We start from the raw sequence: 26,800 nt of genomic DNA on the forward strand, positions 1-26,800 counted from the left end.
CGAGTCAGCGTGGAATCCGCAAAATATTTCAAATCATGCCATCTCCTATGTATCACGGCGGGACAGGCAAGGATCAAGAACGCGACTTCGAGATCGAGCGCGCCACTTGGAACGGCGCATACCGCAGTTTCAACTCAGATCACCTGCTCCAGCGGCACATGCAGTTTGCGGTACAGCGCCTCCACCGCCTCGCGCGCCTGCGGGGCGATATAGCCGCCTTCCAGCGCCAGCACCTGGTAGATGCCGCGCCGCAGCATTTCTTCGCTGAGGTCGCCGGGCGTGCCACGGGTGGTGCAGAGAAAGCGCACCCAGGAGGTCATGATGATCCAGCTGTTGAGGGTCAGCGCCTCGATCTGCGCGGGGTTCATCAGCAGAATCTCGGCGTCGACAAAGCCCTGGTAGATGCTTTGCGCGCCCTGTAGGCAGCGTTGGGCGAACAGCCGGTAGCGCTCGGCCAGTTCGCCATCGCTGTCGAGCAGATGCTCCAAGTCGCGGTGCAGGAAGCGGAAGTGCCACATCGCCGCCAGCAGCGCTTCCAGGTAGAAGGTCTTGTCGTCAATGGTCAGGCCACGGCCGTCGGGCAGGCGCAGAAAACTATCGACATGGCGTTCGTATTGGCCGAACAGCTCGGCGATGATCGCCTGCTTGTTACGGAAGTGGTAGTACAGGTTGCCCGGCGAAATACCCAGGTGCGCGGCGATGTGGTTGGTGGTGACGCTACGCTCGCCCTGGGCGTTGAACAGCTCCAGGCTGGCTTGGATGATGCGCTCGCGGGTTTTCAGGGGAGGCGCCATAACGCAGTTCGATCTCGGCTCGATAAAGAAGGCTATGTACCAGTTACGTACTGCAGGAGCAGTCGCGCTTTTGTGGGAGCGGATTTATCCGCGAAAAACTTTGAAACCGAAGACCTTTCGCGGCTAAAGCCGCTCCCACGTGACGGCGGCCTGCATCGACACTTAACGGGTACAGAGCCATGAATAAACGCCACACGCGGCCCGGCAAAGGTACACGGGGAAACAGGGCAAGTGTTACCCGACTGTGGACCACAGCCACAAGCTAACTTTTCGTTGGGCTGCGCCAGCCCGCTTAGCGCGCCATGCTATTTGACAGATTAGAGCAATTGCTCTAAAAATCCAGCACACCCTTGAAACCCTGATCGCCTGCTGTGCGGCCCATCGGGTTTCCCCGCTGGACTGCCGAGGAGCCACACATGGTCGCCGACATCGCGTATCTCGAACAAAGCCTGCAACACAGCCAGCAGCAGAGCAGCCAGCTGGACACCGCGTTCACCCGTCAACGCCAGGCGTTCCAGGCCAACCCCATGCCGTCGGCCGAACAGCGCCTGCAGTGGTTGAAAGCCCTGCGCGAGTTGCTCAGCAGCGAACGGGACGCCTTGATCCAGGCGATTTCCCAGGATTTCAGCAACCGCAGCGCCGACGAAACCCTGCTCGCAGAGCTGATGCCCAGCCTGCACGGCATCCACTACGCGAGCAAACGCCTCAAGCAGTGGATGAGGCCCTCGCGGCGCAGCGTCGGCATGCAGTTCATGCCGGCCGCCGCCAAGGTGATCTACCAGCCGCTCGGCGTGGTCGGGGTGATCGTGCCGTGGAACTACCCGCTGTTCCTCGCCATCGGCCCGCTGGTCGGCGCGCTGTCGGCCGGTAACCGGGTGATGATCAAGATGAGCGAGTCGACCCCGGCCACCTCGCAACTGATCAAGAATCTGCTGGCCAAGGTGTTCCCCGAGGACCTGGTGACCGTGGTGCTGGGCGAAGCCGAAGTCGGCATGGCCTTCTCCAAGCTGCCGTTCGACCACCTGCTGTTCACTGGTGCCACCAGCATCGGCAAGCACGTGATGCGCGCCGCCGCCGAGAACCTGACCCCGGTCACCCTGGAGCTGGGCGGCAAGTCGCCGGCCATCGTTTCGGCTTCCGTACCGCTGAGCGACGCCGCCGAGCGCATCGCCTTCGGCAAGACCATGAACGCCGGGCAGACCTGCGTGGCCCCGGATTACGTGCTGGTGCCGAAAGACCGCGTGGAGGGTTTTGTCGAGGCCTACCGCAATGCGGTACAGGGCTTCTACCCGACGCTGGCGGATAACCCGGATTACACCGCGATCATCAACGAGCGTCAGCAGCAGCGCCTCAATGGCTACCTGCAGGACGCCGAGAGCAAGGGCGCGACCATTATCCCGCTGTACCCCGAAGCCCAGGGCCGGCGCATGCCGCAGGCCGTGCTGCTGAACGTGACGGATGAGATGAAGGTGATGCAGGACGAGATCTTCGGCCCACTGCTGCCGATCATCCCCTACGACAAGCTGGACGACGCCTTCGCCTTTATCAACCAGCGCGACCGCCCGCTGGCGCTGTACTACTTCGGCTACGACAAGGGCGAGCAGCAACGCGTGCTGCATGAGACCCACTCAGGCGGTGTGTGCCTCAACGACACCCTGCTGCATGTGGCCCAGGACGACATGCCGTTCGGTGGCATCGGCCCGTCCGGCATGGGTCATTACCACGGCCATGAAGGCTTCCTGACCTTCAGCAAGGCCAAGGGCGTGCTGATCAAACAACGCCTGAACGCCGCCAAGCTGATCTACCCGCCTTACGGCAAGTCGATCCAGAAGCTGATCTACAAGCTGTTCGTGCGCTAACCCTTTCCGTGTCGGCGCGGGCAGGGCCCACGCCGACGAAAGCTTGCCCTGGTGATAATAAAAATGATCGACACCACGCTTGAACCCAGCGGCCTGTCACGGCGCAGCCTGCTCAAGGTCAGCCTGCTCGGCTCGGCCTTCCTGGCCACCGCCGGCCTCACCGCCACGCTCAGCGGCTGCTCGGCGAGTATGCCTTCTGCCGGCTTGGCGGTGATTCGCGAATCCGACCTGCCATTCCTGCGCGCCCTGATCCCGGTGATGCTCGACGGTGCGGTGGCACCGGCCAACCTGCCGCAGGCCGTCGCCGGCACCATCGAGAGCCTCGACTACAGCCTCAACCACCTGTCGCCGGCAATGCTCAAGCTCACCGTGCAGTTGTTCGACGTGCTCGCCCTGCCGATCACTCGTGGCCCGCTGACCGGCGTCTGGGGCAGCTGGGAAAACGCCGCACCGGCCGATGTGCAGGCGTTCCTCACGCGCTGGCAGAACAGCTCGATCGGCCTGCTGAAGATGGGCCACGCCTCGCTGCTGCAACTGGTGATGATGAGCTGGTACAGCCGCGCCGAATCTTGGGGACACTGCGGCTACCCCGGCCCACCGACTATATAAGGCACATACACGGAACCTGTAGGAGCGGGCTTGCCCGCGATGCTCTTGCCTTGCCTGCTTTCGCGGACAAGCCCGCTCCCACAGAAGCCTCCAACACAAGAACCATAAGAGAAGCGCCTGAGATGCCCGTACCCGACATGTTCAAGCAAGGCCTGGCCCGCGGCTGGAAGACCTACAACGGTTCGCGCCTGGACAGTGATCTGACCCTCGAAGCCGATGTCGCCATCGTCGGCAGCGGCGCCGGTGGCGGCACCACCGCGGAAATTCTCAGCGCCGCCGGCTTCAAGGTGCTGCTGATCGAGGAAGGCCCGCTGAAAACCAGCGACGACTTCAAGATGCTCGAAGACGAGGCCTACGCCAGCCTCTACCAGGAAGGCATCGGCCGCATGAGCAAGGACGGCGCGATCACCATCATGCAAGGCCGCGCGGTCGGCGGCACCACGCTGATCAACTGGACCTCGAGCTTCCGCACGCCCGATCAGACCCTGGCGCACTGGGCCAAGGAACACAGCGTCAAGGGCCACAGCCCCGAGGACATGGCGCCCTGGTTCGAGCGCATGGAACAGCGCCTGGGCGTCGCCCCCTGGGCGATTCCGCCAAACCCCAACAACGACGTGATCCGCGCCGGTTGCGACCAGCTCGGCTACGAGTGGAAGGTCATCCCGCGCAACGTGCGCGGCTGCTGGAACCTCGGCTATTGCGGCATGGGCTGCCCGACCAACGCCAAGCAGTCGATGCTGGTCACCACCATCCCGGCGACCCTGGAGAAAGGCGGCGAGCTGCTCTACCTGGCGCGCGCCGAGCGCCTGCTGCTCGACGGCGAGCGTGTCACCGGCATCGAATGTCTGGGCATGGACGAACGCAGCGTGGCCCCCAGTGGCCGCAAAATCACGGTACGGGCCAAGCATTACGTGCTCGCCGGCGGCGGCATCAACACTCCCGGCCTGCTGCTGCGCTCCAACGCCCCCGACCCACACGGGCGCACCGGCAAGCGCACCTTCCTGCATCTGGTGAACTTCTCTGCCGCGCAGTTCGAGCAGGTGATCAACCCCTTCTACGGCGCGCCACAGTCGATCTATTCCGACCACTTCCAGTGGCGCGACGGCGCGGCCGGACAGCTGTCCTACAAGCTCGAAGTGCCGCCGCTGCAACCGGCGCTGACCGCCACCCTGCTCGGCCGCTTCGGCCTCGACAACGCCCTGCGCATGGAGCAACTGCCGCACACCAACGTCATGCTCGCCCTGCTGCGCGACGGCTTCCATCCGCAGAGCGCCGAAGGCTCGGTGGAACTGCGTGACGATGGCAGCCCGGTACTCGACTACCCGATGACCGACTACACCTGGGACGGCGTGCGCCGCGCGTTCCACAGCATGGCCGAGATCCAGTTCGCCGCCGGCGCCCAGGCGGTGCTGCCGCTGCACGCCGACGCCGGCTACGTGAAAACCCTGGGCGAGGCGAAAACCCTGATCGACAGCCTCAGCCTGGAGATCTACCGCACCCGCCTGGGCAGCGCGCATGTGATGGGTGGCTGCGCCATGGGCGAAGACCCGCAGCAGGCCGTGACTGACAGCCTCGGCCGCCATCACCAGCTGGAAAACCTGTCGATCCACGACGGCTCGCTGTTCCCCACCAGCATCGGCGCCAACCCGCAGCTGTCGGTCTACGGCCTCACCGCGAAACTGGCGACGCTACTGGCCGAACGGCTCGGCACGGCCTAAACACCAAGGAGGGCGCAGTCGATGCTCGGCAAACTCATCTCGGCGCTGCTGATCATCGCCGGCATCATTCACCTGCTGCCGCTCAGCGGCGTACTCGGGGCGCAGCAGCTGGCCACGCTCTACGGCTTGTCCTTCCAAGAGCCCAACCTGCTCCTGTTGATGCGCAGCCGCGCCGTGCTGTTCGGCTTGCTCGGCGCCCTGCTGGTGTGCGCCGCATTCCGCCCAGCCTTGCAACCGCTCGCCCTGATCGGCGGTCTGGTTAGCGTGCTGAGCTTTCTCTACCTCGCCTGGAGCACCCCCGGCTACAACGACGCGCTGCGCCGGGTGGTGATAGCCGACTGGGTGGCACTGGCCTGTCTGGCGCTCGCCCTCATCCTGTACGGCATCGTCCGCACCAAAACCTAAGTCGCTCGCCGCGACTTGGCCGCGGGGAATCGCTGCGCTACCATCCGACTCCCCAACGGACCCCGCCAGGACGTCACGATGAATCGAGTGTTATACCCAGGCACCTTCGACCCCATCACCAAAGGGCATGGTGATCTGGTCGAGCGCGCTGCGCGCCTGTTCGACAGCGTGATCATTGCGGTGGCCGCCAGCCCGAAGAAAAACCCCTTGTTCCCACTGGAACAGCGGGTCGCGCTGGCCCAGGAAGTGACCAAGCACCTGCCGAACGTCGAAGTGGTCGGGTTCTCCACGTTGCTCGCGCACTTCGCCAAGGAGCAGGGCGCCAACGTCTTTCTGCGCGGCCTGCGTGCGGTATCGGACTTCGAGTACGAATTCCAACTGGCCAACATGAACCGCCAGCTGGCCCCGGATGTGGAAAGCCTGTTCCTCACCCCGTCGGAGAAATACTCGTTCATTTCCTCGACCCTGGTGCGTGAAATCGCCGCCTTGGGCGGAGATATCTCCAAGTTCGTCCACCCTGCCGTGGCCGACGCCCTGAACGAACGTTTCAAGCGCTGAACGAGACTCGCGGCGCGGGCGGCACCGCCGCTCGCGCATGGCGCCTGCTCCGACAATCCGGCACAATTCGTTCACCGTTGTCTGAAAGTGTCGTGGCCGCCCGCCTCGGCAGGAGCGTTTAGTTCATGTCCCTGATCATCACCGACGACTGCATCAACTGCGACGTCTGCGAACCCGAGTGCCCGAATGCCGCGATCTCCCAAGGCGAGGAGATCTACGTGATCGACCCCAACCTGTGCACCGAATGCGTCGGCCACTACGACGAGCCGCAGTGCCAGCAAGTCTGCCCGGTGGACTGCATCCCGCTCGACGAAAGCCATGTCGAAAGCAAGGACGAATTGATGCAGAAGTACCTGATCATCACCGGTAAAGCATAACGATGCGCCGCCCCAACCGCGGCTTCCTCGACTGGCGCACCCTAGCGGGAGCGTTACTCCTACTGCTCGCGCTCAGCCTGCACGCCGCCGAGCAACCCGGACGCGCCGCCATTGCCAGCGCCCATCCCGCCGCCACCGTGGCCGGCCAGGAAACCCTGGCCCTGGGCGGCAACGCCTTCGACGCCGCCGTGGCCATCAGCGCCGCCCTGGCGGTGGTCGAACCCTACGGTTCGGGCCTCGGCGGCGGCGGTTTCTTCCTGTTGCGCGAAGCCGGCGAACAGCCCAGCTACCGTTTTCTCGACGCCCGCGAACGCGCACCGCTGGCCGCGCATGCCGATCTCTACCGACGCGATGGCGAGGTACAAAAACACCTGTCGCTGAACGGCCCACTGGCCGCGGCGATTCCCGGCCTGCCCGCGGCGCTGGTCGAGCTGGCACAACGCTTCGGTCGCCTGCCGCTGCGCGACTCCCTGGCCCCGGCCATTCGCCTGGCCCGCGACGGCGTCGGCATCGACCGGGTCTACCGCGAGCGCGCCCGCTGGCGCCTGGATGCCCTGCGCGACGACGCGGAAAGCGCGCGGCTGTTTCTCGACAAGGGCGAGATTCCCGAAGAATTCGGCCTGCTGCGTCAACCGGAGCTGGCCCAGACCCTGGAGCACCTGGCGCGCGATGGGCATGCCGGCTTCTACGGCGGCGTCACCGCCGAGCAACTGGTGCGCGGAGTACAGGCCGCCGGCGGTATTTGGACGTTACGCGACCTGCGCGACTACCGCGTGGTAGAACGCCAACCGCTGCGTGTGAAGCTCGCCGAAGGCCGCGAACTGATCAGCGCGCCACCGCCCTCGGCAGGCGGGCTGGCCCTGGGGCAGAGCCTGCTGATATTGCAACAGCTGCCCTGGCGCCAGGCCGAGCCGGTGCAACGCACGCACTACGTGGTGGAAACCCTGCGCCGCGCCTACCGCGACCGCGGCCTGCTGGGCGACCCGGATTTCGTCGCCAACCCAACCGGCAAGTTGCTCGCGCCCGATTATGTGCAACAACTGGCCGACAGCATCGACGCGCACCGCGCCACACCCAGCGACAGCCTGCCGCCTACCGGTAGCTGGCAGGAAGGCGACCACACCACACACTTCTCCGTGCTCGATGCCGACGGCAACGCGGTGGCCGCTACCCTGTCGATCAACCTGCCGTTCGGCGCAGCCTTTACCGTGCCCGGCACCGGCGTGTTGCTCAACGACGAGATGGACGACTTCGCCGCCGATGTGCAGGGCGCCAACGCCTATGGCCTGAGCGGCAGCCACGCCAACGCCATCGCCGCCGGCAAACGCCCGCTGTCGAGCATGAGCCCGACCTTCATCGACAGCCCCAGCGAGTTCGCCAGCTTCGGCACCCCCGGCGGCAGCCGCATCCCGAGCATGGTGCTGCTGGCGATACTCGACTACCTCGACGGTCAACCGATCACCCATTGGCCGACGGTGGCGCGCTACCACCACCAGTTCATGCCCGACCTGATCGAGCACGAACCGAACACCTTCAGCCCAGCGCAGATCGCCGACCTGCAAAGCCGTGGCCACCAGCTCAAAGCCCTTGAGCGCAGTTACGGCAATCAGCAGGTGCTGTTCTGGGACAAACAGAAACAGCACGTCGACGCCGCCAGCGACCCGCGTGGCATCGGCACCAGCGTGAGTGCTCCTTAGCCAATAATGGCCAATAGCCATCCAGCATGTTAGCCTGCGCGCCCGCGCCGCCATTGGCCTGTACGGCTAGTGGGTTAATTCACGTTCGAATGGCCAGGGTACTGAGACAAGGCGCTGCGAAGAGTCATAGTGGGTTATGACGAAGAGCAGCGACGCAGTATCGGAGCCGCGGACAGCGTAATTGACTGCTTCAACTAGCCACACAGGCCACTGGGCGCGGCAGGAAACTATGGATAGCCGTTAAGGAACGCTGATGTCTTACTTGCGTATGTTGTTTGCTGTAACCCTGATCGCCCTCACCACAGGTTGCGCCACCGGCCTGAACTCCTACCAGAAAGCCGAATTCGATCATTTCGAAGCCAAAGGCATGGTCATTGAAGAGAAAAAGCCAGGCTTGGGCGCTGCGCTCGGTCTGTTGCCGGGCGGCGGTTCGTTCTACGGCCGCTCCTATGGCTTTGGTGTAGTCAACCTGCTGTTCTGGCCACTCTCTATTCTCTGGGACCCGGTCAGCGGCTACGACGCCTCGACAGCGATCAACTACCACGCCACCAAGGCCCACATCAGCCGCTTGCAATCGCAAGAGCTGGACAAGCTGGACAGCGAACTCGCCAGCGGCCAGATCGACCTGACCCAATACACCCTGCAAAAGCGCAAGGTTGACGAGAAATACAAGTACAACTGAGCCAAACGCCCACAAAAAAGCCGGCTTCGTAGCCGGCTTTTTAGTTTCTGCTGAACGATCAGTTCTGCTTGTAGCCGCTGCTGGTGCAGCCCAGGCAGCGCACGAAGGCTTCTTTGCCTGGCTCGACGACCAGCGCCTGCCCCGCTTCGCCGACGTTACCGCCCAAGGCGGTGAACGGTAGGCTGACGACAAAGGCAACCACGCCGATGGCGGTGGCGCCGATCAGCAACGGCCGGGCAACCAGCAGGTCGCCGATCATGGCGTAGCCTTTGGGTGCATTGGCGGTGTACATCGGGTCGCCGCTGGCATTCTGCTGCACCACTTCCGCCTGTGCCGGCAGCGCCAGCAGGCCAGTGGTCAGCGCCAGGACAACAGCGGTTGAGCGAAACAGTTTCATGGGGCGATCCTTCAGCTATTAGGAAGCGGTGCGAGTAACTATAACAGCGGTCTGGCAATTGTCAGCGTGACGGCCGTCAATCGCCATAAAAGGCGTATGCAGGCTTTTTCGGGATAAATGGCCGGTAGAACGCGAGAATTTCCTTGAGATCGGCACGCTCATCGCCTGTTGGCCAGAAGGTCGGGCCGATCAACACCCGTTTGTTCTGGTAATCCAGCGCGCCCAACACAATCGGCACCTTGGCACCCTGGGCGATGTGGTAGAAGCCCATCTTCCAGCGCTCGACCTTCTTGCGAGTGCCCTCCGGCGAGAGGATCAGCACGAACTGCGGGTGCTCGCGAAACGCCTGCACGGCTTGCTCCACCGTGTTGCCCTGGCGCTCGCGGCGAATCGGGATGCCGCCCCACAGACGCATCAGGCCGCCGAAGGGCGGGCGGAAGATCGTGTGTTTGCCGAACCAGCGGGCGTTCAGGCGCAGCACGAACTTCACCGCGATAAAGATCACGAAGTCCCAGTTGGAGGTGTGGTGCGCGCCGATAACGATGAATTTGTCGAGCTTCGGCAGCTGGCCGTCGATACGCCAGCCCATCAGTTTCAGCGCCACGCGGCCAACCCACTCGGCCAGCGGATTGCGGGGCAGATAGTTACCGGACATCAATACCTCGACCGTTCTTATTGTTGTCTTATCCGTTCAGACGCGCGTGCCGGGAGGCCCGCGCAACGTGCTTAGCGTTGGCAGCGCGGGCAATACACGCTGGCGCGCTGACCGAGTTTGACGTCGCGCAAGGTGCTGCCACAGACCTTGCAGAACTCGCCGCCGCGCCCGTAGACGAACAGCTCCTGCTGGAAATACCCCGGCAGGCCATCGCCACCGACGAAATCGCGCAGGGTGGTGCCGCCGCGTTCGATGGCATGAGCGAGGATGCGTTTGATCTCGTCCGCCAGCTTCACATAGCGCGCCCGCGATACCGAGCCGGCTTCGCGCCGCGGATCGATGCCGGCGGCGAACAATGCTTCGCTCGCATAGATATTGCCGACCCCGACCACCACGGCGTTATCCATGATGAACGGCTTGACCGCCATCGCCCGGCCGCGTGACAGCTGATACAGGCGCTCACCGCCGAACAAGTCGGTCAACGGTTCCGGGCCGAGCTTGCTGAGCAGCACGTGCTGCAAGGGATCGCTGCTCCAGAGCAGCGCGCCGAAACGCCGCGGGTCGGTGTAGCGCAGCGCCAGGCCGGACTCCAGTTCGATGTCCACATGCTCGTGCTTGGCCGCTGGCAGGCCGCACTCGACCAGGCGCAGGCTGCCGGACATGCCCAGGTGGCTGATCAGACTGCCGGTCTCGGCCTTGATCAGCAGGTACTTGGCGCGCCGCTCGACGCACTCGATGCGCTGGCCGGACAGACGCACGTCGAGGTCTTCCGGGATCGGCCAGCGCAAGCGCCGCTCGCGCACGATCACCCGGCTGACCCGTTGGCCTTCCAGATAGGGGGCGATACCGCGGCGGGTGGTTTCGACTTCGGGCAGTTCGGGCATGGACGGACAATCGGCTGAAAACGGCGGGCAGCCACAGTAGCAGGATTGCCCCGGAGCGACGAGCCACCCGCTGGCAACAGGCCCTATCCAGCGCACAACGGTTGCTGCACTTGCCGGCCGAGCACGGCCTTGCGCGAAGAACCGCTGGCGAGGCGAGGCGCCGTTTAGCGGGTTGCCTAGGCTATAATCCCGCTCTTTTTCCGGAGAGCCCCCATGTCCCTGCCCAGCCTGCGCCTGAAAGCCAACGCCGATCGACGCCTGCGCGCCGGCCATCTGTGGGTCTACAGCAACGAAATCGACGTCGCCGCCACTCCGCTCAGCGGTTTCCAGGCCGGCGACCAGGCCATCCTCGAGGCGACCGGCGGCAAGCCGCTGGGCATCGTCGCGATGAGCCCGAACAATCTGATCTGCGCCCGCCTGCTGTCGCGTGACGTCAAGCACGTGCTGGACAAATCGCTGCTGGTACACCGCCTCAACGTCGCCCTGAGCCTGCGCGAGCGGCTGTTCGACAAGCCCTGCTACCGCCTGGTGTACGGCGATTCCGACCTGCTGCCGGGGCTGGTGGTCGACCGCTTCTTCGACATCCTGGTGGTGCAGCTGGCCTCCGCCACCATGGAACGGCACAAGGACGACGTGCTGGCCGCACTGATCCAGGTGTGCAAGCCCAGCGGCATCCTGCTCAAGAACGACTCCGCCGCCCGCGACGCCGAAGGCTTGGCGCGCTATGTGGAGACCCCGTTCGGCGTGGTTCCGGAGTGGGTGGCGCTGGAAGAGAACGGCGTCAAGTTCGAAGCCCCGGTGATTGAGGGGCAGAAGACCGGCTGGTTCTACGACCACCGCATGAACCGCGCGCGCCTCGCGCCTTACGTCAAAGGCAAGCGCGTACTCGACCTGTTCAGCTATATCGGCGGCTGGGGCGTACAGGCGGCGGCCTTCGGTGCCAGCGACGTGATGTGCGTCGATGCCTCGGGCTTCGCCCTCGACGGCGTGGAGCGCAACGCCGCACTGAACGGCCTGACTGATCAGGTCGCCTGCGTCGAGGGCGACGTGTTCGAAGCGCTCAAGCAGCTGAAAGCCTCGGAAGAGCGCTTCGACGTGATCGTCGCCGACCCGCCCGCCTTTATCAAACGCAAGAAAGACCTGAAGAACGGCGAAGGCGCTTATCGCCGCCTCAACGAACAGGCCATGCGCCTGCTCAACAAGGACGGCATCCTGATCAGCGCCAGCTGCTCCATGCACCTGCCGGAAGACGACCTACAGAACATCCTGCTGACCAGCGCGCGCCATCTGGATCGCAATATCCAGCTGCTCGAACGCGGCGCCCAGGGCCCGGATCATCCGGTGCACCCGGCCATCGCCGAGACCCGCTATATCAAGAGCCTGACCGTGCGCTTACTGCCCAACAGCTGATGCCGCGCCCGGCCGCCTGTCTGTTGCGACAGCCAGGCGGCCGGCACGCTTTCCACCGCGAAGGCGCGAGGGGTAGAATCCAGGCATTCCTCGCCCATCATCCCCAGGCGAGCAAGTGAGCACAGGCCCGGCATGCGGCGATCCCGCAACGCTTCTCGGCCATGACCGAACACCCGGCGACTGCCGTTTGCCTCCGGTCGAAACAACGCTCACGACACGCCCATAACCTGATACCGATTTAGCCGCAGGAATCACCATGCCTGACTATCGCTCGAAAACCTCCACCCACGGTCGCAATATGGCCGGTGCCCGCGCGTTGTGGCGCGCCACCGGGATGAAGGACGAAGATTTCAAGAAGCCGATCATTGCCGTCGCCAACTCCTTCACCCAGTTCGTGCCTGGCCACGTGCACCTGAAGGACATGGGCCAGCTGGTTGCCCGCGAAATCGAAAAAGCCGGCGGCGTGGCCAAGGAATTCAACACCATCGCGGTCGACGACGGCATCGCCATGGGCCACGACGGCATGCTCTATTCACTGCCGAGCCGCGAGATCATCGCCGACTCCGTCGAATATATGGTCAACGCCCACTGCGCCGACGCCATCGTCTGCATCAGCAACTGCGACAAGATCACCCCCGGCATGCTGATGGCCGCACTGCGCCTGAACATCCCGGCGATCTTTGTTTCCGGCGGGCCGATGGAAGCCGGTAAAACCAAGCTGGCCAGCCACGGCCTGGACCTGGTCGACGCCATGGTGATCGCCGCCGACGACACGGCCAGTGACGAGAAGGTCGCCGAATACGAGCGCAGCGCCTGCCCGACCTGCGGCAGCTGCTCTGGCATGTTCACCGCCAACTCGATGAACTGCCTGATGGAAGCCTTAGGACTGGCCCTGCCGGGCAACGGTTCGACCCTGGCCACCCACAGCGACCGCGAGCAGCTGTTCCTGCAGGCCGGGCGCACCGCGGTGGAGCTGTGCAAACGCTACTACGGCGAGAACGACGAGTCGGTGTTGCCGCGCAATATCGCCAACTTCAAGGCGTTCGAGAACGCCATGAGTCTGGACATCGCCATGGGTGGCTCGACCAACACCATCCTCCACCTGCTGGCCGCAGCGCAGGAAGCCGAGATCGATTTCGACCTGCGCGACATCGACCGCCTGTCACGCAAGGTGCCGCAGCTGTGCAAAGTCGCGCCGAACATCCAGAAGTACCATATGGAAGACGTGCACCGCGCCGGTGGCATCTTCTCCATCCTCGGTTCGCTGGCCCGTGGCGGCCTGCTGCACACCGACCTGCCGACCGTGCACAGCAAGAGCATGGCCGAGGCCATCGCCCAGTGGGACATCACCCAGACCGACGATGAAGCCGTGCACACCTTCTTCCGTGCAGGCCCGGCCGGTATCCCGACGCAGACCGCGTTCAGCCAGAGCACCCGCTGGGACACGGTGGATGACGACCGTGAAAACGGCTGTATTCGCAGCGTCGAGCATGCCTACTCGCAAGAAGGCGGCCTCGCGGTGCTCTACGGCAACATCGCCCTCGACGGCTGCGTGGTGAAAACCGCCGGCGTGGATGAATCCATCCATGTGTTCGAAGGCCGCGCGAAGATCTTCGAAAGCCAGGACAGCGCCGTGCGCGGCATCCTCGCCGACGAAGTGCAGGCTGGCGACATCGTGATCATTCGTTACGAAGGCCCGAAAGGTGGCCCAGGCATGCAGGAGATGCTGTATCCGACTTCGTACCTGAAATCCAAAGGCCTGGGCAAAGCCTGCGCCCTGCTCACCGACGGCCGCTTCTCCGGCGGCACCTCGGGCCTGTCGATCGGCCACGCCTCGCCGGAAGCCGCCGCTGGCGGCGCCATCGGCCTGGTACGCGAAGGCGACAAGATACTCATCGACATCCACGAACGCTCGATCAACCTGCTGCTCAGCGACGAGGAAATTGCTCACCGCCGCCACGAGCAGGACAAGAAAGGCTGGAAGCCGGTGGAACAGCGTCCACGCAAAGTCACCACGGCACTGAAGGCCTACGCCCTGCTCGCCACCAGCGCCGACAAGGGCGCGGTGCGCGACAAGGCGCTGCTCGACAAGCTGGTGTCGTAAGCCATTACGCCCCTCCAGAAGCCCGGCCCTGTGCCGGGCTTTTGCTTTCCGGGCATGACGCCGCAGCGGGAGATCGCGAATGCAGCACAGCCTGAAAATCGCCCTGATCGCCGACACCCATGGCCTGCTGCGCCCCGCGGCGTTGGCCGCATTGGCCGGCTGCACGGCGATCATCCACGCCGGCGATATCGGCACGCCGCAGATTCTCGACGCCTTGCGTCAACAGGCGCCGCTGCACGCGGTGCGCGGCAATAACGACCACGGCGACTGGGCCGAGCAGCTGCCGCACAGCCTGGAACTGGAGTTTGCAGGGACGCGTCTATTCGTCGTGCACGAACCGGCGCATGTGCCGACGGACCTCGCCGAGCGCGGCTTTCAGGTGGCGATCTGTGGCCATTCGCACAAACCGCTGATCGAGACACGCAACGGTCTGCTGCTGATCAACCCCGGCAGCGCCGGGCCGCGGCGTTTCACGCTGCCGCTCAGTGTCGCGCTGTTACACCTGGGTGGCGAAACGCCACGCGCCGAGTTGATCGCGCTGTAGGAGCGGGGCCGGCGCGCCCCACCGCAGGCATGCCCCCGCTTTTAGATACGCTCCCACACCTCGAAGGCATAGGCCGGCACAGGCTCGGCCGCCAGGTGCTCGATGCTCGACGCCAGGCGCCAGTCGGCGGCGTTGACCTCGGGAAACCAGGCATCGCCCTCGGGGCTCAGTTCGACACGGGTCAGGTACAGCCGGTCGGCCTGGGCCAGGCCTTGCTCGTAGAGCTGCGCGCCGCCGATCAGCATCAGCTCCTCGGCATCTTCCGCGCGGGCCCAGGCATTGGCACGTTCAAGTGCGGCGTCGAGGCTGGCGAAGACTTCCGCGCCGTCGAGCTGCAAACCCGGCTGGCGACTGACCACCAGATTGAGCCGACCCGGCAACGGCCGACCGAGCGAGTCCCAGGTCTTGCGGCCCATGATGATCGGCTTGCCCAGGGTCAGCGCCTTGAAGTGTTTGAGATCCGCCGGCAGATGCCAGGGCAGTTGGTTGTCGCGGCCGATCACGCGGTTCTGCGCGAGGGCGGCGATCAGGCAGAGAGGCAGAGTATTTTTCATGGCGGCGAGCATAGCAGAGGGTCGGCGGCGGTCGCAGCCCACCTTTGGCCTTGCGCAGGCGCGCACAACCCGAGGCATTGTCATCCGACGGTTGCCAGGCTGTCGTCGAACCGTCACCGTTGCCCGTGCAGGCTTGTATCCCCCACCCCGCGCAAGGAAAAGCCGTCATGTTCCGCACCGTCCGTACCCTGCTACGCACCAGCCTGCTGGCCCCGCTGCTGGCCGTGAGCGCGCCGGCCCAGGCCGACAGCGTGCAAGCCGCCATCGACTGGGCCAGGCAGCAGCCGCAGACGCACACCGACGTGCCCAAGGGCGAAGCCCGGCCGCTGATCATCGCCCACCGTGGCGCCAGCGGTTATGTGCCCGAACACACCCTGGCTGCTTATGCCCTGGCGATCCTGCAAGGTGCCGACTACATCGAACCGGACCTGGTGATGAGCCAGGACGGCCAGTTGGTCGCCCGCCACGACAACCAGCTGGGCCTGACCACCGACGTCGCCCAGCGCCCGGAATTCGCCGAGCGCCAGCGCAGCCAGACGGTCGACGGTATCAGCCTCAACGGCTGGTTCAGCGAAGACTTCAGCCTCGCCGAACTGAAGACCCTGCGCGCCATCGAGCGCATCCCGCAGATCCGCCCGGGCAACGCACGCCTGGACGGCAGTTTCGCGATACCCACCCTGCAAGAAATCATCGACCTGGTGAAAAGCCTGCAACTGAGCCAGCAACGGGTGATCGGCCTGTACCCGGAAACCAAGCACCCGACGCACTTCCAGCAGCTCGGCCTGGGCCTGGAGCAACCGCTGGTCAACCTGCTGAAGAAGAACGGCTACCACAGCGCCAAGGCGCCGGTGTATATCCAATCCTTCGAAGTGAACAACCTCAAGAGCCTCAGTCGCCTGACCCCGGTGCGCCTGGTGCAGCTGTTCGGCGCTGGCCAGCCGTTCGACCAGCAACGGCTCGGCAGCGGCCTGACCTACGCGCACATGGCCAGCCCGGCCGGGCTCAAGGCCATCGCCCGCTACGCCGCCGGTGTCGGCCCGGAAAAGAGCTACATCATCCCCCGCGACGCCAGCGGCAACCTCGACGCGGCCAACACCACCGCCTTCGTGGCCAATGCCCATGCCCAAGGCCTGAAGGTGCACCCGTACACCTTCCGCGCCGAAAACAGCTTTCTTCCGGCCAACCTGCGCACAGGCAACGACCCGCAGGCACGCGGCGACAGCGCGGCGGAAATTCAGCTGTTCCTCGATGCCGGGATCGACGGCCTGTTCATCGACCAGCCGGACATCGCCGTGCGCCTGCGCGCAAAGCCCTGAAGCAGAGCGGATTTAGCCCAACACGGCGGCAGCGGTTATGCTCAACCCCTGACCCGATCGACGAGACGCCGTGTGACTGCCGCCACCCACCCGCTGCACCGCCTTTGGCTAACGGAAACCATCCGCCTGCGCGAAGAACACGCCGGCCCGCTGGAAGACAGCGAAGCCAACCGCCGCGCCCAGGCGAGCGGGGGCGGCCTGGCCGAGCGCATCCAACAACGCGCCCTGCTGCTCGCCGAACGCGATGGCCAGAGGCTGGCGCTGCGCCACTGGCTGCAAGGCGCCCGTCTGGCCGGGCTGCTCCTGCTGCTGCTCGCGGGGCTCAGCGGCGCGGGGCTGGCCATGGCCGCACTGGGCGACGGCCAGCGCCCGGTCAATGTGTTCTGGGCCTTGGGCAGCCTGCTCGGCCTCAACCTGATCCTGCTGCTCGGCTGGGCGCTGGGGTTGCTGCTCAGCCGCGACAGTGCCGGCGCACTCGGCCGCCTGTGGCTATGGCTCAGTGAAAAACTCGCCCGCGACGCCCAGGCCGCGCAACTGGCGCCGGCCCTGCTGCTTCTGCTGCAACGCCAGCGTCTCAGCCGCTGGGGCCTGGGCGTGCTGGTGCATGGCCTGTGGCTGCTGGCCCTGCTCTCGGCATTGCTGAGCCTGTTGATCCTGCTCGCCACGCGCCGCTATGGCTTCGTTTGGGAGAGCACCATCCTCGGCGGTGAAACCTTTATCGCGATGACCCAAGCCCTTGGCGCGCTACCGGCGCTGCTCGGTTTCAGCCTGCCGGATGCCGACTTGATCCGCGCCAGCGGCGACAGTGCCCTGGCCAGCGAAGCCGCGCGCCTGAGCTGGGCCGGCTGGCTGGTCGGCGTGCTGCTGGTCTACGGCCTGCTGCCGCGCTTGCTGCTGCTGTTGCTGTGCCTGTGGCGTTGGCGCCAAGGCTGCGCGGCCTTGCAATTGGATCTCGGCTTACCCGGCTACAGCCTGCTGCGCGAACGTCTGCAACCGAGCAGCGAACGCCTGGGGGTGTGCGATGCCGCGCCCAAGCAGCTACACCCGCCACAGGCCGGCCACCACGCGCAAGGCAGCCAGGGCGCGCTGCTGGTGGCCATCGAACTGGACGAGCGGCGCCCCTGGCCACCCGCATTGCCCAAGGGCGTGGTCGACGCGGGGGTGATCGACAGCCGCGAGCAGCGCAAGCAGTTGCTCGACCAGCTCAGCCGCTTTCCGCCCGCGCGCCTGGCGGTGGCCTGCGACCCGCGCCGCTCGCCGGATCGCGGCAGCCTGGCGCTGCTCGGCGAATTGGCCCGCAGCGCCGGCGCCATGCGCATTTGGCTGCTGCAACCGCCGCCCGGCGAAGTGCTCGACAGCGCGCGCCTGAGTGACTGGCACCAGGCGCTGGATCAGTTGCAACTGCGCCACAGCGACAGCGCACCGCTGAGCTGGCTGGAGACTGGCCATGATTGAACCTCAACGCTTGCTGCGTAGGGCGAACATGGCAGAGCCTTGCCCGCCGCTTTCTACTTACCTGACGGACAAGCCGTGCAGCGGCATGGCCGCCCTACAAAAGACCAAGGCTGAACCATGAGCACGCCACTGAAACTCGCCGTGGTCGGCCACACCAATGTCGGCAAAACCTCGCTGCTACGCACCCTGACCCGCGATGTCGGCTTCGGCGAGGTGTCGCATCGCCCCAGCACCACCCGGCATGTCGAGGGCGCGCGGCTGTCGGTGGACGGCCAGGCCCTGTTGGAGCTGTACGACACGCCCGGCCTGGAAGACGCGATCGCCCTGCTCGACTACCTGGAGCGTCTCGATCGCCCCGGCGAACGCCTGGACGGCCCGGCGCGGCTGGCGCGCTTTCTCGATGGCAGCGAGGCGCGCCAGCGCTTCGAGCAGGAAGCCAAGGTGCTGCGCCAACTGCTCGCCTCGGACGCCGGCCTGTACGTGATCGATGCGCGCGAGCCGGTGCTGGCCAAGTACCGGGATGAGCTGGCGGTGCTGAGCATGTGCGGTCGACCGCTGTTGCCGGTACTGAACTTCGTCAGCAGCAGCCAGCACCGCGAGCAGGACTGGCGCGACGCCCTGGCCCGCCTCGGCCTGCATGCCCTGGTGTGCTTCGACAGCGTGGCGCCGCCGCTGGATGGCGAGCGACGGTTGTACGAAAGCCTGGCGCTGCTGCAAGAAAAGTCTCGTGCGCAACTGCAACGCCTGATCGACGACCACCACGCCCAGCGCCTGGCACGCCGGCACAGCGGTGCGCGGTTGATTGCCGAACTGCTGCTCGACTGCGCCGCCTGCCGGCGCAGCGTCGCGGCCCAGTCGATACTGGAGCAAGGGGCGATCCGCGAACTGCGCGAGGCCATCCGCCAGCGCGAGCAACGCTGCGTCGACGCCTTGCTGCGGCTGTACGCCTTCCGCCCGCAAGACGCCACAGCCGAGGCGTTACCGTTGCTCGACGGGCGCTGGGGCGATGACCTGTTCAACCCGGAAACCCTCAAGCAACTCGGGGTCAAGGTCGGCGGCGGTATGGCGGCGGGAGCGGCGACCGGGGTGGGCGTCGATCTGCTGGTCGGCGGTATCACCCTCGGCGCGGCGGCGCTTATCGGCGCCGTGCTCGGCGGCGGCGCACAGACCCTGCGCGGCTATGGCGCGCGTCTGAAAGGCAAACTCAAGGGCCAGCGCGAGCTGAGCGTCGACGACGCCGTGCTGCGCCTGCTCGCCCTGCGCCAGCAGCTGTTGCTGCAAACCCTGGACCTGCGCGGCCATGCCGCCGTCGACGCGATCAAACTGGCCGCCCCGCAAGACAACACCTGGCGTGAAGGCAAACTGCCGGACGCGCTGCACAAGGCCCGCGCCCACCCCGAATGGTCGTCACTCAATCCTGGCGCAACGCTGGAAGACGGCGAACGCCAGGAGCAGGTGCAGCGGTTGGCAGCCGAGCTGCTCTAACCGCTCAACGCGTCGCGGCTAAAGCCCCTCCCACATGGACAGCATCTATCCGTGGGAGGGGCCGGGCGGCGTTCCGCTTTAGCCGCGAATCAAACAGCGCAGGTCAGACCGCCACTGGCGCCGGAATATGCGGATGGGCCTGATAGCCGACCAGCTCGAAGTCCTCGAACGTGAACGCCAGCAGGTCCTTCACCTCGGGGTTGAGCTTCATCACCGGCAGCGGCAGCGGCTCGCGGGTCAGTTGCAGGTCGGCCTGTTCGAGGTGGTTGGCGTACAGGTGGCAGTCGCCGCCGGTCCAGATGAACTCGCCCGGTTGCAGGTCGCAGACCTGGGCGACCATCAGCGTCAGCAAGGCGTAGCTGGCGATATTGAACGGCACGCCGAGGAAGATATCCGCCGAACGCTGGTACAGCTGGCAGCTCAGCTTGCCGTCGGCGACGTAGAACTGGAACAGCGCATGGCACGGCGGCAACGCCATTTCATCGACCAACGCCGGGTTCCAGGCGGAGACGATCAGCCGGCGCGAGTCCGGGTTGCGCTTGATCATCGCCACCAACTTGCTGATCTGATCGATCGACTCGCCATTGGGCGCCGGCCAACTGCGCCACTGGTAGCCGTACACCGGGCCGAGGTCGCCGTTCTCGTCGGCCCACTCGTCCCAGATGCGCACGCCGTTGTCCTTCAGGTACTGGATGTTGGTGTCGCCCTGGAGGAACCACAGCAGCTCGTGAATGATCGATTTCAGGTGGCACTTCTTGGTGGTCACCAGGGGAAAACCGGCGGCCAGGTCGAAGCGCATCTGGTGCGCGAACACGCTGTAAGTGCCGGTGCCGGTGCGGTCGCTCTTGAAGGTGCCGTTCTCGCGCACGTGGCGCATCAGCTCGAGGTACTGTTTCATCACGCGGCTCCCGGCGCAGGTTGGCGTTTGTAGGCGTAGACGATCAGGCCCACGCCGCCGAGGATCATCGGCAGGCAGAGCACCTGGCCCATGGTCAGCCAGCCGCCGGCCAGGTAACCGAGCTGGACGTCCGGCACGCGAACGAACTCGACGATAAAGCGGAACACCCCGTAACAGGCGGCGAACATGCCCGATACCGCCATGGTCGGCCGGGGCTTACGCGAATAGAACCAGAGGATGGTGAACAGCGCCACGCCTTCCAGGGCGAACTGGTAGAGCTGCGACGGATGGCGCGCCAGCTGCTCGGGGTCGGTGGGGAAGACCATCGCCCACGGCACGTCGGTGGCCTTGCCCCACAGCTCGGCGTTGATGAAGTTGCCGATGCGCCCGGCGCCCAGGCCGATCGGCACCAGCGGGGCGATAAAGTCCATCAGTTCGAAGAAACTCTTGCCGTTGCGCTTGCCGAACCACCAGGTGGCCAGCATCACGCCGAGCAACCCGCCGTGGAACGACATGCCGCCTTCCCAGATACGCAGCATTTTGACCGGCTCAGCGATATAGGCCGCCAGGTCGTAGAACAGCACGTAGCCGAGTCGCCCACCGAGAATCACGCCCATGGCCACCCAGAACACCAGGTCCGAGAGTTTTTCCTTGTTCCAGGTCGGCGCGAAGGCGTTGACCCGGCGCGAGGCCAGCCACCAGGCGCCGCCGATGCCGATCAGGTACATCAGGCCGTACCAGTGAATTTTCAGCGGGCCGAGGGCGATGGCCACCGGGTCGATCTGCGGGTAAGGCAGCATGTACAACTCCTTAGATCAGGAAACTCAGGCCCACGCTGAACAGCAGCAGGGCGAACAGGCGCTTGAGCACGCGCGGCGACAAGCGATGCGCCAAACGAGCGCCCAGACGGGCGAAAAACATACTGCTGACGGCGATCCCGGCCAACGCCGGCAGGTAGACGAAGCCCAGGCTCCACGCCGGCAACTGCGGATTATCCCAACCCAACCAAATGAAACTCAGCGCACCGGCCATGGCAATCGGCAGGCCGCAGGCCGCCGAGGTGGCCACCGCCTGCTGCATCGGCACGCTGCGCCAGGTCAGGAACGGCACACTGAGCGAGCCGCCGCCGATGCCGAAAATCGCCGAGGCCCAGCCAATCACTGCGCCGGCTACGGTCAAACCAGGCTTGCCTGGGACCGCAAGGCTGGCCTTGGGTTTCAGGTCCAGGGCCATTTGCAGGGCGATGACGATGGCGAACACGCCGATGATCTTCTGCAACACCTCGCCCTGGAGGGTCGCCGCAGTCGCCGCGCCAAGCGCGGCGCCGAGCAGAATCCCCAACGCCATCCAGGCGAAGATCGACCAGCGCACCGCGCCTTTGCGCTGATGCTCCAGCACCGAATTGATCGAGGTGAAGATGATGGTGGCCAACGACGTGCCCACGGCCAGGTGGGTGAGTACCTCGGGGGCAACGCCCTGGGCGGCAAAGCTCATGACCAGTACCGGCACGATGATCAACCCGCCGCCGACGCCGAACAAGCCGGCCAACACCCCGGCCGCCGCGCCTAGCAGCACATACAGCAGCAGTTCCATCGGCACCCCCGAAACAAAGCGGCATGTTACCGGAAGCAGCCTTCTTCCCTCCACTGAGCGAATGCGATAGTGCTTCCGGTTTTGCCTCGCCCGTGACGCCACACCGCGCCTGATGCGGTGCCGCGCGTCGCCAGCGAGCGCTAAATGGCGAAGACTAGGCGAAAATATTTCCGACTTTTCGGCGGGCGCCTAAGCTGTGAAAGCGACCACTGGCGCGGGGACAACACACTTGTCGCCTGGACTAAAACACCATTGCACTGGAACCGGGCGCTGCCCTGTAACGGCAACACCGAGTAGATGACGTCACTGCTGCGTCCCTCAAGGAGCCTTTATGTGTCTGATCGTTTTCGCCTGGCGCCCAAACCATCAACTGCCCTTGGTGTTGGCGGCCAACCGCGACGAGTTCTATGCCCGCCCGAGCCTGCCGCTGGCCGCCTGGGAAGACGCGCCGGAGCTGTACGGCGGGCGCGATCTTGAAGCCGGTGGCACCTGGTTAGGCGTGGGACCGGGTGGCCGCTTCGCCGCCCTGACCAATATCCGCGATCCACGCCAGCCACCGCATGGCCGCTCACGGGGCGAGCTGCCGGTGCAGTTCCTGCGCAGCGCGCTTGAGCCCGCAGCCTTCCTCGCAGAGTTGGCGACGCGCAGCAGCGACTATTCGGCGTTCAACCTGTTGCTCGGCAACACCCAGCAGCTGTGGCTGCTGAACTCGCGCCATGGCACCCCGCAGCAGTTGCCGGAAGGGCTCTACGGCCTGTCGAATGCGGCGCTGGATACGCCTTGGCCCAAGCTACAGAAAGGCAAGGCGCTGCTCGGCGAGTGCCTGATCGAACCGCAGACAGAGGCGCTTCTGGACTTGTTGCACGATGCACAGCAGCCCGCGGACGCGAGCCTGCCCGATACCGGCGTGGGCCTGAACACCGAACGCCTGCTCTCCAGCATTTTTATTGCCACCCGCAGTTACGGCACCCTCGCCAGCACCGTGCTGCTGGCGCGCGCCGACGGTTCGCGGCAGTTGGTCGAGCGCCGCTATGGACCTCACGGCGTGCCCCTGGGCGATACCCGCATCGAGTGCTAGTGGCGTGCGCCGCTACCGGCCGGAGCGGCTCAGGACTGGATATTCGACGCCGGGTTGATCATCCGCCCCAGGCCCAGGTTACGCAGGGCCAATTGCAGGGTGCTGTGAATCACCTGCGGGTTGTCGATGGTCATCAGCTGCGCGAGCAATTCCTTGGCCTTGTTCAGGCTGATCTGGCGTAGCAACCACTTCACCTTGGGCAGGTTGGTGGCGTTCATCGACAGGCTGTCGAAGCCCATGGCCATCAGCAGCACGGCGGCAGCCGGATCGCCGGCCATCTCGCCGCAGATGCTCACCGGCTTGCCTTCGGCATGCGCATCGTCGACCACCTTGCGCAGCGCTTGCAGCACCGCCGGGTGGAGGAAGTCGTAGAGATCGGCAACCCGTGGGTTGTTGCGATCCACCGCCAATAGGTATTGCGTCAGGTCATTCGAACCGACCGAGAGGAAGTCCACCTGGCGCGCCAATTCGCGGGTCTGGTAGACCGCCGCGGGAATCTCGATCATCACCCCGACCGGCGGCAGCGGCACGTCGGTACCTTCGTCGCGCACCTCGCCCCAGGCACGGTGGATCAGGTGCAGGGCTTCTTCCAGCTCCTGAATGCCGGAAATCATCGGCAGCAAAATGCGCAGGTTGTTCAGGCCTTCGCTGGCCTTGAGCATGGCGCGGGTCTGCACCAGGAAGATTTCTGGGTGGTCGAGGGTGACGCGAATGCCGCGCCAGCCGAGAAAGGGGTTTTCTTCCTTGATCGGGAAGTAGGACAACGCCTTGTCGCCGCCGATATCCAAACTGCGCATGGTCACCGGCAACGGATGGAAGGCGGCCAACTGCTCGCGGTAGATCGCCAGCTGTTCCTTCTCGCTGGGGAAGCGTTCCTTGATCATGAACGGCACTTCGGTGCGGTACAGGCCAACGCCCTCGGCACCGCGCTCCTGGGCGCGCACCACATCGGCGAGCAGGCCGGTGTTGACCCACAGCGGCATGCGATGGCCATCCAGGGTTTCGCACGGCAAGGCGCGCAGGGCATCCAGACCCTGGGTCAGTTGGCGCTCTTCCTCGACCACATCGGCGTACTGCTTGCGCAGAATTTCGCTGGGGTTGGTGAACACCTCGCCGTGGTAGCCATCGACGATCAGTTGAATGCCATCGATCTTCGAATAAGGCAGGTCGACCGCGCCCATCACCGTGGGAATACCCATGGCACGGGCAAAGATCGCCACATGCGAGTTGCCCGAACCGAGCACCGAAACCAGGCCGACCAGCTTGCCTTCCGGCACCTCGCCGAGCATCGCCGGCGACAGTTCCTCGCTGACCAGAATGGTGTTGTCCGGGTAGGTCAGGGTTTGCTGGCGGGCCTGCTGCAAGTAGGCGAGCAGGCGCCGGCCGAGGTCTTTGACATCCGACGCGCGCTCACGCAGGTAGGCGTCGTCCATCAATTCGAAGCGGTTGACGTGCTCGCTGACCACTTGGCGCAGCGCGCCCTGGGCCCATTGGCCGGTCTTGATGACCTTGACCACTTCGTTACCCAGGGCTGCGTCTTCGAGCATCATCAGGTAGACGTCGAACAGCGCGCGCTCTTCCGGGCGCAACTGGCTGGCCATCTTCGCCGACAGCGCGCGCATGTCCGTGCGCACGCCCTCCAGCGCGGTATTGAACAACAGCAACTCGGCGTCGATGTCACTGATGGCTTTATCCGGCACCACGTCCAGGTCGGCCGGCGGTAAAACCACCACCGCGGTGCCCACCGCAGCGCCCGGCGAGCCCGGCACGCCAACGAACTTGGCTTCCTGGATACCCTTGCCCTGCTTGCCCAGGCCACGGATCGAGCCAGTCGCCTCGGCATGCGCGATCACCCCAGCCAACTGCGCGCTCATGGTCACCAGGAAGGCTTCTTCGCCCTCGTCGAACTGGCGCCGCTCCTTTTGCTGGACGACCAACACGCCCATCACCCGGCGATGGTGAATGATCGGTGAGCCGAGGAAGGAGGCATAACGCTCCTCGCCGGTTTCGGCGAAGTAGCGGTAGCGCGGGTGATCCGCCGCGTGTTCCAGGTTCAGCGGCTCCTCGCGGGTACCAACCAGGCCGACCAGACCCTCGTTGGGCGCCATGCTGACCTTGCCGATGGAGCGTTTGTTCAAGCCCTCGGTGGCCATCAGCACAAAGCGATTGGTCTCCGGATCGAGCAAGTAGACCGAGCAGACCTGGCTACCCATGGCCTCCCTGACGCGCAGCACGATGATGCCCAACGCCGCCTTGAGGTCCTTGGCGGCATTTACTTCCTGGACAATCTTGCGCAGCGTATTGAGCATGGCTCGGCTCTAAGTCAGTGTCAGTCTCGCGCCAACAGGCGCGGAGCGAGTTCCTTGAGGGCGCGACGGTAAACCTCGCGCTTGAATGTGACCACCTGACCCAATGGATACCAGTAACTGACCCAGCGCCAGCCGTCGAATTCCGGCTTGCCGGTCAGGTCCATGCGCACCCGTTGCTCATCCGAGGTCAGGCGTAGCAGAAACCACTTTTGTTTCTGGCCGATGCACAGCGGTTGGCTGTGGGTACGCACCAGACGTTGCGGCAGACGATACCTCAACCAGCCACGGGTGCAGGCGAGAATTTTCACGTCCTGCTCTTCCAGCCCGACTTCTTCGTTCAATTCGCGATAAAGCGCTTCTTCCGGCGACTCATGGTCATTGATCCCGCCTTGCGGGAACTGCCAGGCGTCCTGGTTAATCCGACGCGCCCAAAGCACCTGGCCGACGTCATTGGTCAGAATGATGCCGACGTTGGGGCGAAAACCATCAGGATCGATCACGGCGCACAACCTCGTAAACGCATGTTTCGGCATTGTTCCACAAAGGTCGCGGCAGCGGCAACGCGGCCGCCCCGCGTAATGGGAATGGCGTATAAAAGCCGTTATTCTGGCCACCCTTCGATGTTGGCAATGAAAGGTGCTCCTGTGCGTTTGGCTTTATTCGATCTCGACAACACCCTGCTCGGCGGCGACAGCGACCACGCCTGGGGCGACTACCTGTGTGAGCGCGGCATCCTCGACGGGATTGCCTACAAGGCGCGCAACGATGCGTTCTACCAGGACTACCTGGCCGGGCACCTGAACATCACCGACTACCTGAACTTCAGCCTGGAGATTCTCGGACGCAGCGAGATGGCTCAGCTCGACCAGTGGCACCGCGAGTTCATGCGCGACTGCGTCGAGCCGATCATCCTGGCCAAGGGCGAAGCGCTGCTCGCCGAACACCGCGCAGCCGGCGACCAGCTGCTGATCATCACCGCCACCAACCGCTTCGTCACCGCGCCGATTGCCGCGCGCCTGGGCGTCGACACCCTGCTGGCCACCGAATGCGAAATGCACGACGGCCGCTACACCGGGCGCACCACCGACGTGCCGTGCTTTAAAGAAGGCAAGGTCACCCGACTCAATCGCTGGCTCGGCGAAACCGGGTTCAATCTGAATGACAGCTGTTTCTACAGCGATTCGATGAACGACCTGCCGCTGCTGGAGCAGGTGACCCGCCCGGTGGCGGTCGACCCGGACCCGAACCTGCGCGCCGAAGCCGAAAAGCGTGGCTGGCCGGTAATTTCGCTGCGCTAAACAATCCCCAGCGCAGGCTTATCCGCTGGGGTATTTCAGATGATGGACAAGGCTGCGCCATGTCCATCCAACCGGAGCTGTAAAACAAAAACGCCGCCTGATCAGGCGGCGTTTTCATGCG

The 26,800-nt window shown here is 64.9% G+C and carries 26 protein-coding genes; 16 read left to right on the top strand and 10 right to left on the bottom strand.

Annotation, left to right across the window (positions count from 1 at the left end; all coding sequences use genetic code 11):
- Positions 1 to 134 precede the first annotated feature (134 nt).
- Positions 135 to 794, bottom strand: a complete 660-nt coding sequence (locus B3M58_RS20050; RefSeq protein WP_296221869.1) for a TetR/AcrR family transcriptional regulator — start codon at positions 792 to 794, stop codon at positions 135 to 137.
- Between the two features lie 416 nt (positions 795 to 1,210).
- Here B3M58_RS20050 and B3M58_RS20055 point away from each other — a divergent pair, with 416 nt between their 5' ends.
- The 8 genes from B3M58_RS20055 (at position 1,211) to B3M58_RS20090 (ending at position 8,699) form a co-directional block, all read left to right on the top strand.
- The gene (locus B3M58_RS20055) at positions 1,211 to 2,653 is read left to right on the top strand and encodes a coniferyl aldehyde dehydrogenase (protein WP_296221871.1); all 1,443 of its coding nucleotides are present in this window, start codon (positions 1,211 to 1,213) and stop codon (positions 2,651 to 2,653) included.
- Positions 2,654 to 2,716: 63 nt separating this feature from the next.
- Positions 2,717 to 3,262, top strand: coding sequence for a twin-arginine translocation pathway signal protein (locus tag B3M58_RS20060; RefSeq protein ID WP_296221873.1), 546 nt, complete (start codon positions 2,717 to 2,719; stop codon positions 3,260 to 3,262).
- Between the two features lie 122 nt (positions 3,263 to 3,384).
- Entirely contained in the window at positions 3,385 to 4,980 is a 1,596-nt protein-coding gene (locus B3M58_RS20065; protein ID WP_296221874.1) for a GMC family oxidoreductase, read from the top strand.
- A 21-nt stretch (positions 4,981 to 5,001) separates the two neighbouring features.
- Complete coding sequence (locus tag B3M58_RS20070; RefSeq protein ID WP_296221876.1) at positions 5,002 to 5,385, top strand: phosphopantetheine adenylyltransferase; 384 nt, start codon at positions 5,002 to 5,004, stop codon at positions 5,383 to 5,385.
- A 78-nt stretch (positions 5,386 to 5,463) separates the two neighbouring features.
- Positions 5,464 to 5,943: a pantetheine-phosphate adenylyltransferase gene (coaD, locus tag B3M58_RS20075; RefSeq protein ID WP_296221877.1), complete on the top strand. Its 480-nt coding sequence runs from the start codon at positions 5,464 to 5,466 to the stop codon at positions 5,941 to 5,943.
- Between the two features lie 125 nt (positions 5,944 to 6,068).
- Entirely contained in the window at positions 6,069 to 6,320 is a 252-nt protein-coding gene (locus B3M58_RS20080; RefSeq protein ID WP_296221879.1) for a YfhL family 4Fe-4S dicluster ferredoxin, read from the top strand.
- Between the two features lie 2 nt (positions 6,321 to 6,322).
- A complete protein-coding gene (ggt, locus tag B3M58_RS20085; RefSeq protein WP_296221880.1) occupies positions 6,323 to 8,017 on the top strand; it encodes a gamma-glutamyltransferase in 1,695 nt (564 codons plus the stop codon).
- A 253-nt stretch (positions 8,018 to 8,270) separates the two neighbouring features.
- Complete coding sequence (locus B3M58_RS20090; protein WP_296221881.1) at positions 8,271 to 8,699, top strand: hypothetical protein; 429 nt, start codon at positions 8,271 to 8,273, stop codon at positions 8,697 to 8,699.
- Between the two features lie 58 nt (positions 8,700 to 8,757).
- On the opposite strand, the gene B3M58_RS20095 is transcribed toward B3M58_RS20090, so the two are convergent.
- From B3M58_RS20095 to mutM, 3 genes are all read right to left on the bottom strand, one after another.
- Positions 8,758 to 9,096 carry a multidrug transporter gene (locus B3M58_RS20095; RefSeq protein ID WP_296221883.1) on the bottom strand — a complete coding sequence of 113 codons (339 nt, stop codon included), beginning with the start codon at positions 9,094 to 9,096 and terminating at the stop codon, positions 8,758 to 8,760.
- A gap of 76 nt (positions 9,097 to 9,172) precedes the next feature.
- Positions 9,173 to 9,751: a lysophospholipid acyltransferase family protein gene (locus B3M58_RS20100; protein WP_296221884.1), complete on the bottom strand. Its 579-nt coding sequence runs from the start codon at positions 9,749 to 9,751 to the stop codon at positions 9,173 to 9,175.
- 71 nt (positions 9,752 to 9,822) lie between these two features.
- Entirely contained in the window at positions 9,823 to 10,635 is an 813-nt protein-coding gene (gene mutM, locus B3M58_RS20105; protein ID WP_296221886.1) for a bifunctional DNA-formamidopyrimidine glycosylase/DNA-(apurinic or apyrimidinic site) lyase, read from the bottom strand.
- Between the two features lie 213 nt (positions 10,636 to 10,848).
- On the opposite strand from mutM, the gene B3M58_RS20110 reads away from it, so the two are divergent.
- From B3M58_RS20110 to B3M58_RS20120, 3 genes are all read left to right on the top strand, one after another.
- On the top strand, positions 10,849 to 12,045 hold the full coding sequence (locus B3M58_RS20110; RefSeq protein ID WP_296221888.1) for a class I SAM-dependent rRNA methyltransferase: 1,197 nt from the start codon (positions 10,849 to 10,851) through the stop codon (positions 12,043 to 12,045).
- Between the two features lie 256 nt (positions 12,046 to 12,301).
- The gene (gene ilvD, locus B3M58_RS20115) at positions 12,302 to 14,149 is read left to right on the top strand and encodes a dihydroxy-acid dehydratase (protein ID WP_296221890.1); all 1,848 of its coding nucleotides are present in this window, start codon (positions 12,302 to 12,304) and stop codon (positions 14,147 to 14,149) included.
- Positions 14,150 to 14,240: 91 nt separating this feature from the next.
- Positions 14,241 to 14,693: a metallophosphoesterase family protein gene (locus B3M58_RS20120; RefSeq protein ID WP_296221951.1), complete on the top strand. Its 453-nt coding sequence runs from the start codon at positions 14,241 to 14,243 to the stop codon at positions 14,691 to 14,693.
- 41 nt (positions 14,694 to 14,734) lie between these two features.
- Here the strand turns inward: B3M58_RS20120 and B3M58_RS20125 are convergent, their stop codons facing one another.
- Positions 14,735 to 15,259, bottom strand: coding sequence for a dihydrofolate reductase (locus B3M58_RS20125; RefSeq protein WP_414704114.1), 525 nt, complete (start codon positions 15,257 to 15,259; stop codon positions 14,735 to 14,737).
- A gap of 155 nt (positions 15,260 to 15,414) precedes the next feature.
- Here B3M58_RS20125 and B3M58_RS20130 point away from each other — a divergent pair, with 155 nt between their 5' ends.
- The 3 genes from B3M58_RS20130 to B3M58_RS20140 all read left to right on the top strand — a co-directional run bounded on the left by B3M58_RS20130 (position 15,415) and on the right by B3M58_RS20140 (position 19,503).
- Entirely contained in the window at positions 15,415 to 16,563 is a 1,149-nt protein-coding gene (locus B3M58_RS20130; protein WP_296221894.1) for a glycerophosphodiester phosphodiesterase, read from the top strand.
- Positions 16,564 to 16,635: 72 nt separating this feature from the next.
- Positions 16,636 to 18,018 carry a DUF2868 domain-containing protein gene (locus B3M58_RS20135; protein ID WP_296221896.1) on the top strand — a complete coding sequence of 461 codons (1,383 nt, stop codon included), beginning with the start codon at positions 16,636 to 16,638 and terminating at the stop codon, positions 18,016 to 18,018.
- Between the two features lie 117 nt (positions 18,019 to 18,135).
- On the top strand, positions 18,136 to 19,503 hold the full coding sequence (locus B3M58_RS20140; RefSeq protein WP_296221897.1) for a GTPase/DUF3482 domain-containing protein: 1,368 nt from the start codon (positions 18,136 to 18,138) through the stop codon (positions 19,501 to 19,503).
- Between the two features lie 103 nt (positions 19,504 to 19,606).
- Here the strand turns inward: B3M58_RS20140 and B3M58_RS20145 are convergent, their stop codons facing one another.
- The 3 genes from B3M58_RS20145 to B3M58_RS20155 are packed head-to-tail and all read right to left on the bottom strand — an operon-like array spanning position 19,607 to position 21,994.
- Positions 19,607 to 20,401, bottom strand: coding sequence for a thymidylate synthase (locus B3M58_RS20145; protein ID WP_296221899.1), 795 nt, complete (start codon positions 20,399 to 20,401; stop codon positions 19,607 to 19,609).
- Positions 20,401 to 21,201 (bottom strand): prolipoprotein diacylglyceryl transferase, encoded by an 801-nt coding sequence (gene lgt / locus B3M58_RS20150; RefSeq protein ID WP_296221902.1) that lies wholly within the window; start codon positions 21,199 to 21,201, stop codon positions 20,401 to 20,403. Before lgt ends, B3M58_RS20145 begins: the two co-directional genes overlap by 1 nt.
- 10 nt (positions 21,202 to 21,211) lie before the next feature.
- On the bottom strand, positions 21,212 to 21,994 hold the full coding sequence (locus tag B3M58_RS20155) for a sulfite exporter TauE/SafE family protein (RefSeq protein WP_296221903.1): 783 nt from the start codon (positions 21,992 to 21,994) through the stop codon (positions 21,212 to 21,214).
- Between the two features lie 331 nt (positions 21,995 to 22,325).
- Here B3M58_RS20155 and B3M58_RS20160 point away from each other — a divergent pair, with 331 nt between their 5' ends.
- Positions 22,326 to 23,072 (top strand): NRDE family protein, encoded by a 747-nt coding sequence (locus B3M58_RS20160; RefSeq protein WP_296221905.1) that lies wholly within the window; start codon positions 22,326 to 22,328, stop codon positions 23,070 to 23,072.
- A 29-nt stretch (positions 23,073 to 23,101) separates the two neighbouring features.
- On the opposite strand, the gene ptsP is transcribed toward B3M58_RS20160, so the two are convergent.
- Both ptsP and B3M58_RS20170 read right to left on the bottom strand, forming a co-directional pair.
- Positions 23,102 to 25,381, bottom strand: a complete 2,280-nt coding sequence (ptsP, locus tag B3M58_RS20165; protein WP_296221906.1) for a phosphoenolpyruvate--protein phosphotransferase — start codon at positions 25,379 to 25,381, stop codon at positions 23,102 to 23,104.
- A 20-nt stretch (positions 25,382 to 25,401) separates the two neighbouring features.
- A complete protein-coding gene (locus B3M58_RS20170; RefSeq protein ID WP_296221907.1) occupies positions 25,402 to 25,881 on the bottom strand; it encodes an RNA pyrophosphohydrolase in 480 nt (159 codons plus the stop codon).
- 144 nt (positions 25,882 to 26,025) lie between these two features.
- On the opposite strand from B3M58_RS20170, the gene B3M58_RS20175 reads away from it, so the two are divergent.
- Positions 26,026 to 26,679 carry an HAD family hydrolase gene (locus B3M58_RS20175; protein ID WP_296221953.1) on the top strand — a complete coding sequence of 218 codons (654 nt, stop codon included), beginning with the start codon at positions 26,026 to 26,028 and terminating at the stop codon, positions 26,677 to 26,679.
- Positions 26,680 to 26,800 lie beyond the last annotated feature (121 nt).

The organism is Pseudomonas sp. UBA2684, from assembly GCA_002354655.1.
Lineage (GTDB): Bacteria > Pseudomonadota > Gammaproteobacteria > Pseudomonadales > Pseudomonadaceae > Aquipseudomonas.

Bases quoted from the DNA above. Each gene is read 5' to 3' on its own strand.
- B3M58_RS20050 (WP_296221869.1), bottom strand. From the start codon at position 794: ATGGCGCCTCCCCTGAAAACCCGCGAGCGCATCATCCAAGCCAGCCTG.
- B3M58_RS20055 (WP_296221871.1), top strand. From the start codon at position 1,211: ATGGTCGCCGACATCGCGTATCTCGAACAAAGCCTGCAACACAGCCAG.
- B3M58_RS20060 (WP_296221873.1), top strand. From the start codon at position 2,717: ATGATCGACACCACGCTTGAACCCAGCGGCCTGTCACGGCGCAGCCTG.
- B3M58_RS20065 (WP_296221874.1), top strand. From the start codon at position 3,385: ATGCCCGTACCCGACATGTTCAAGCAAGGCCTGGCCCGCGGCTGGAAG.
- B3M58_RS20070 (WP_296221876.1), top strand. From the start codon at position 5,002: ATGCTCGGCAAACTCATCTCGGCGCTGCTGATCATCGCCGGCATCATT.
- coaD (WP_296221877.1), top strand. From the start codon at position 5,464: ATGAATCGAGTGTTATACCCAGGCACCTTCGACCCCATCACCAAAGGG.
- B3M58_RS20080 (WP_296221879.1), top strand. From the start codon at position 6,069: ATGTCCCTGATCATCACCGACGACTGCATCAACTGCGACGTCTGCGAA.
- ggt (WP_296221880.1), top strand. From the start codon at position 6,323: ATGCGCCGCCCCAACCGCGGCTTCCTCGACTGGCGCACCCTAGCGGGA.
- B3M58_RS20090 (WP_296221881.1), top strand. From the start codon at position 8,271: ATGTCTTACTTGCGTATGTTGTTTGCTGTAACCCTGATCGCCCTCACC.
- B3M58_RS20095 (WP_296221883.1), bottom strand. From the start codon at position 9,096: ATGAAACTGTTTCGCTCAACCGCTGTTGTCCTGGCGCTGACCACTGGC.
- B3M58_RS20100 (WP_296221884.1), bottom strand. From the start codon at position 9,751: ATGTCCGGTAACTATCTGCCCCGCAATCCGCTGGCCGAGTGGGTTGGC.
- mutM (WP_296221886.1), bottom strand. From the start codon at position 10,635: ATGCCCGAACTGCCCGAAGTCGAAACCACCCGCCGCGGTATCGCCCCC.
- B3M58_RS20110 (WP_296221888.1), top strand. From the start codon at position 10,849: ATGTCCCTGCCCAGCCTGCGCCTGAAAGCCAACGCCGATCGACGCCTG.
- ilvD (WP_296221890.1), top strand. From the start codon at position 12,302: ATGCCTGACTATCGCTCGAAAACCTCCACCCACGGTCGCAATATGGCC.
- B3M58_RS20125 (WP_414704114.1), bottom strand. From the start codon at position 15,259: ATGCTCGCCGCCATGAAAAATACTCTGCCTCTCTGCCTGATCGCCGCC.
- B3M58_RS20130 (WP_296221894.1), top strand. From the start codon at position 15,415: ATGTTCCGCACCGTCCGTACCCTGCTACGCACCAGCCTGCTGGCCCCG.
- B3M58_RS20140 (WP_296221897.1), top strand. From the start codon at position 18,136: ATGAGCACGCCACTGAAACTCGCCGTGGTCGGCCACACCAATGTCGGC.
- B3M58_RS20145 (WP_296221899.1), bottom strand. From the start codon at position 20,401: ATGAAACAGTACCTCGAGCTGATGCGCCACGTGCGCGAGAACGGCACC.
- lgt (WP_296221902.1), bottom strand. From the start codon at position 21,201: ATGCTGCCTTACCCGCAGATCGACCCGGTGGCCATCGCCCTCGGCCCG.
- B3M58_RS20155 (WP_296221903.1), bottom strand. From the start codon at position 21,994: ATGGAACTGCTGCTGTATGTGCTGCTAGGCGCGGCGGCCGGGGTGTTG.
- B3M58_RS20160 (WP_296221905.1), top strand. From the start codon at position 22,326: ATGTGTCTGATCGTTTTCGCCTGGCGCCCAAACCATCAACTGCCCTTG.
- ptsP (WP_296221906.1), bottom strand. From the start codon at position 25,381: ATGCTCAATACGCTGCGCAAGATTGTCCAGGAAGTAAATGCCGCCAAG.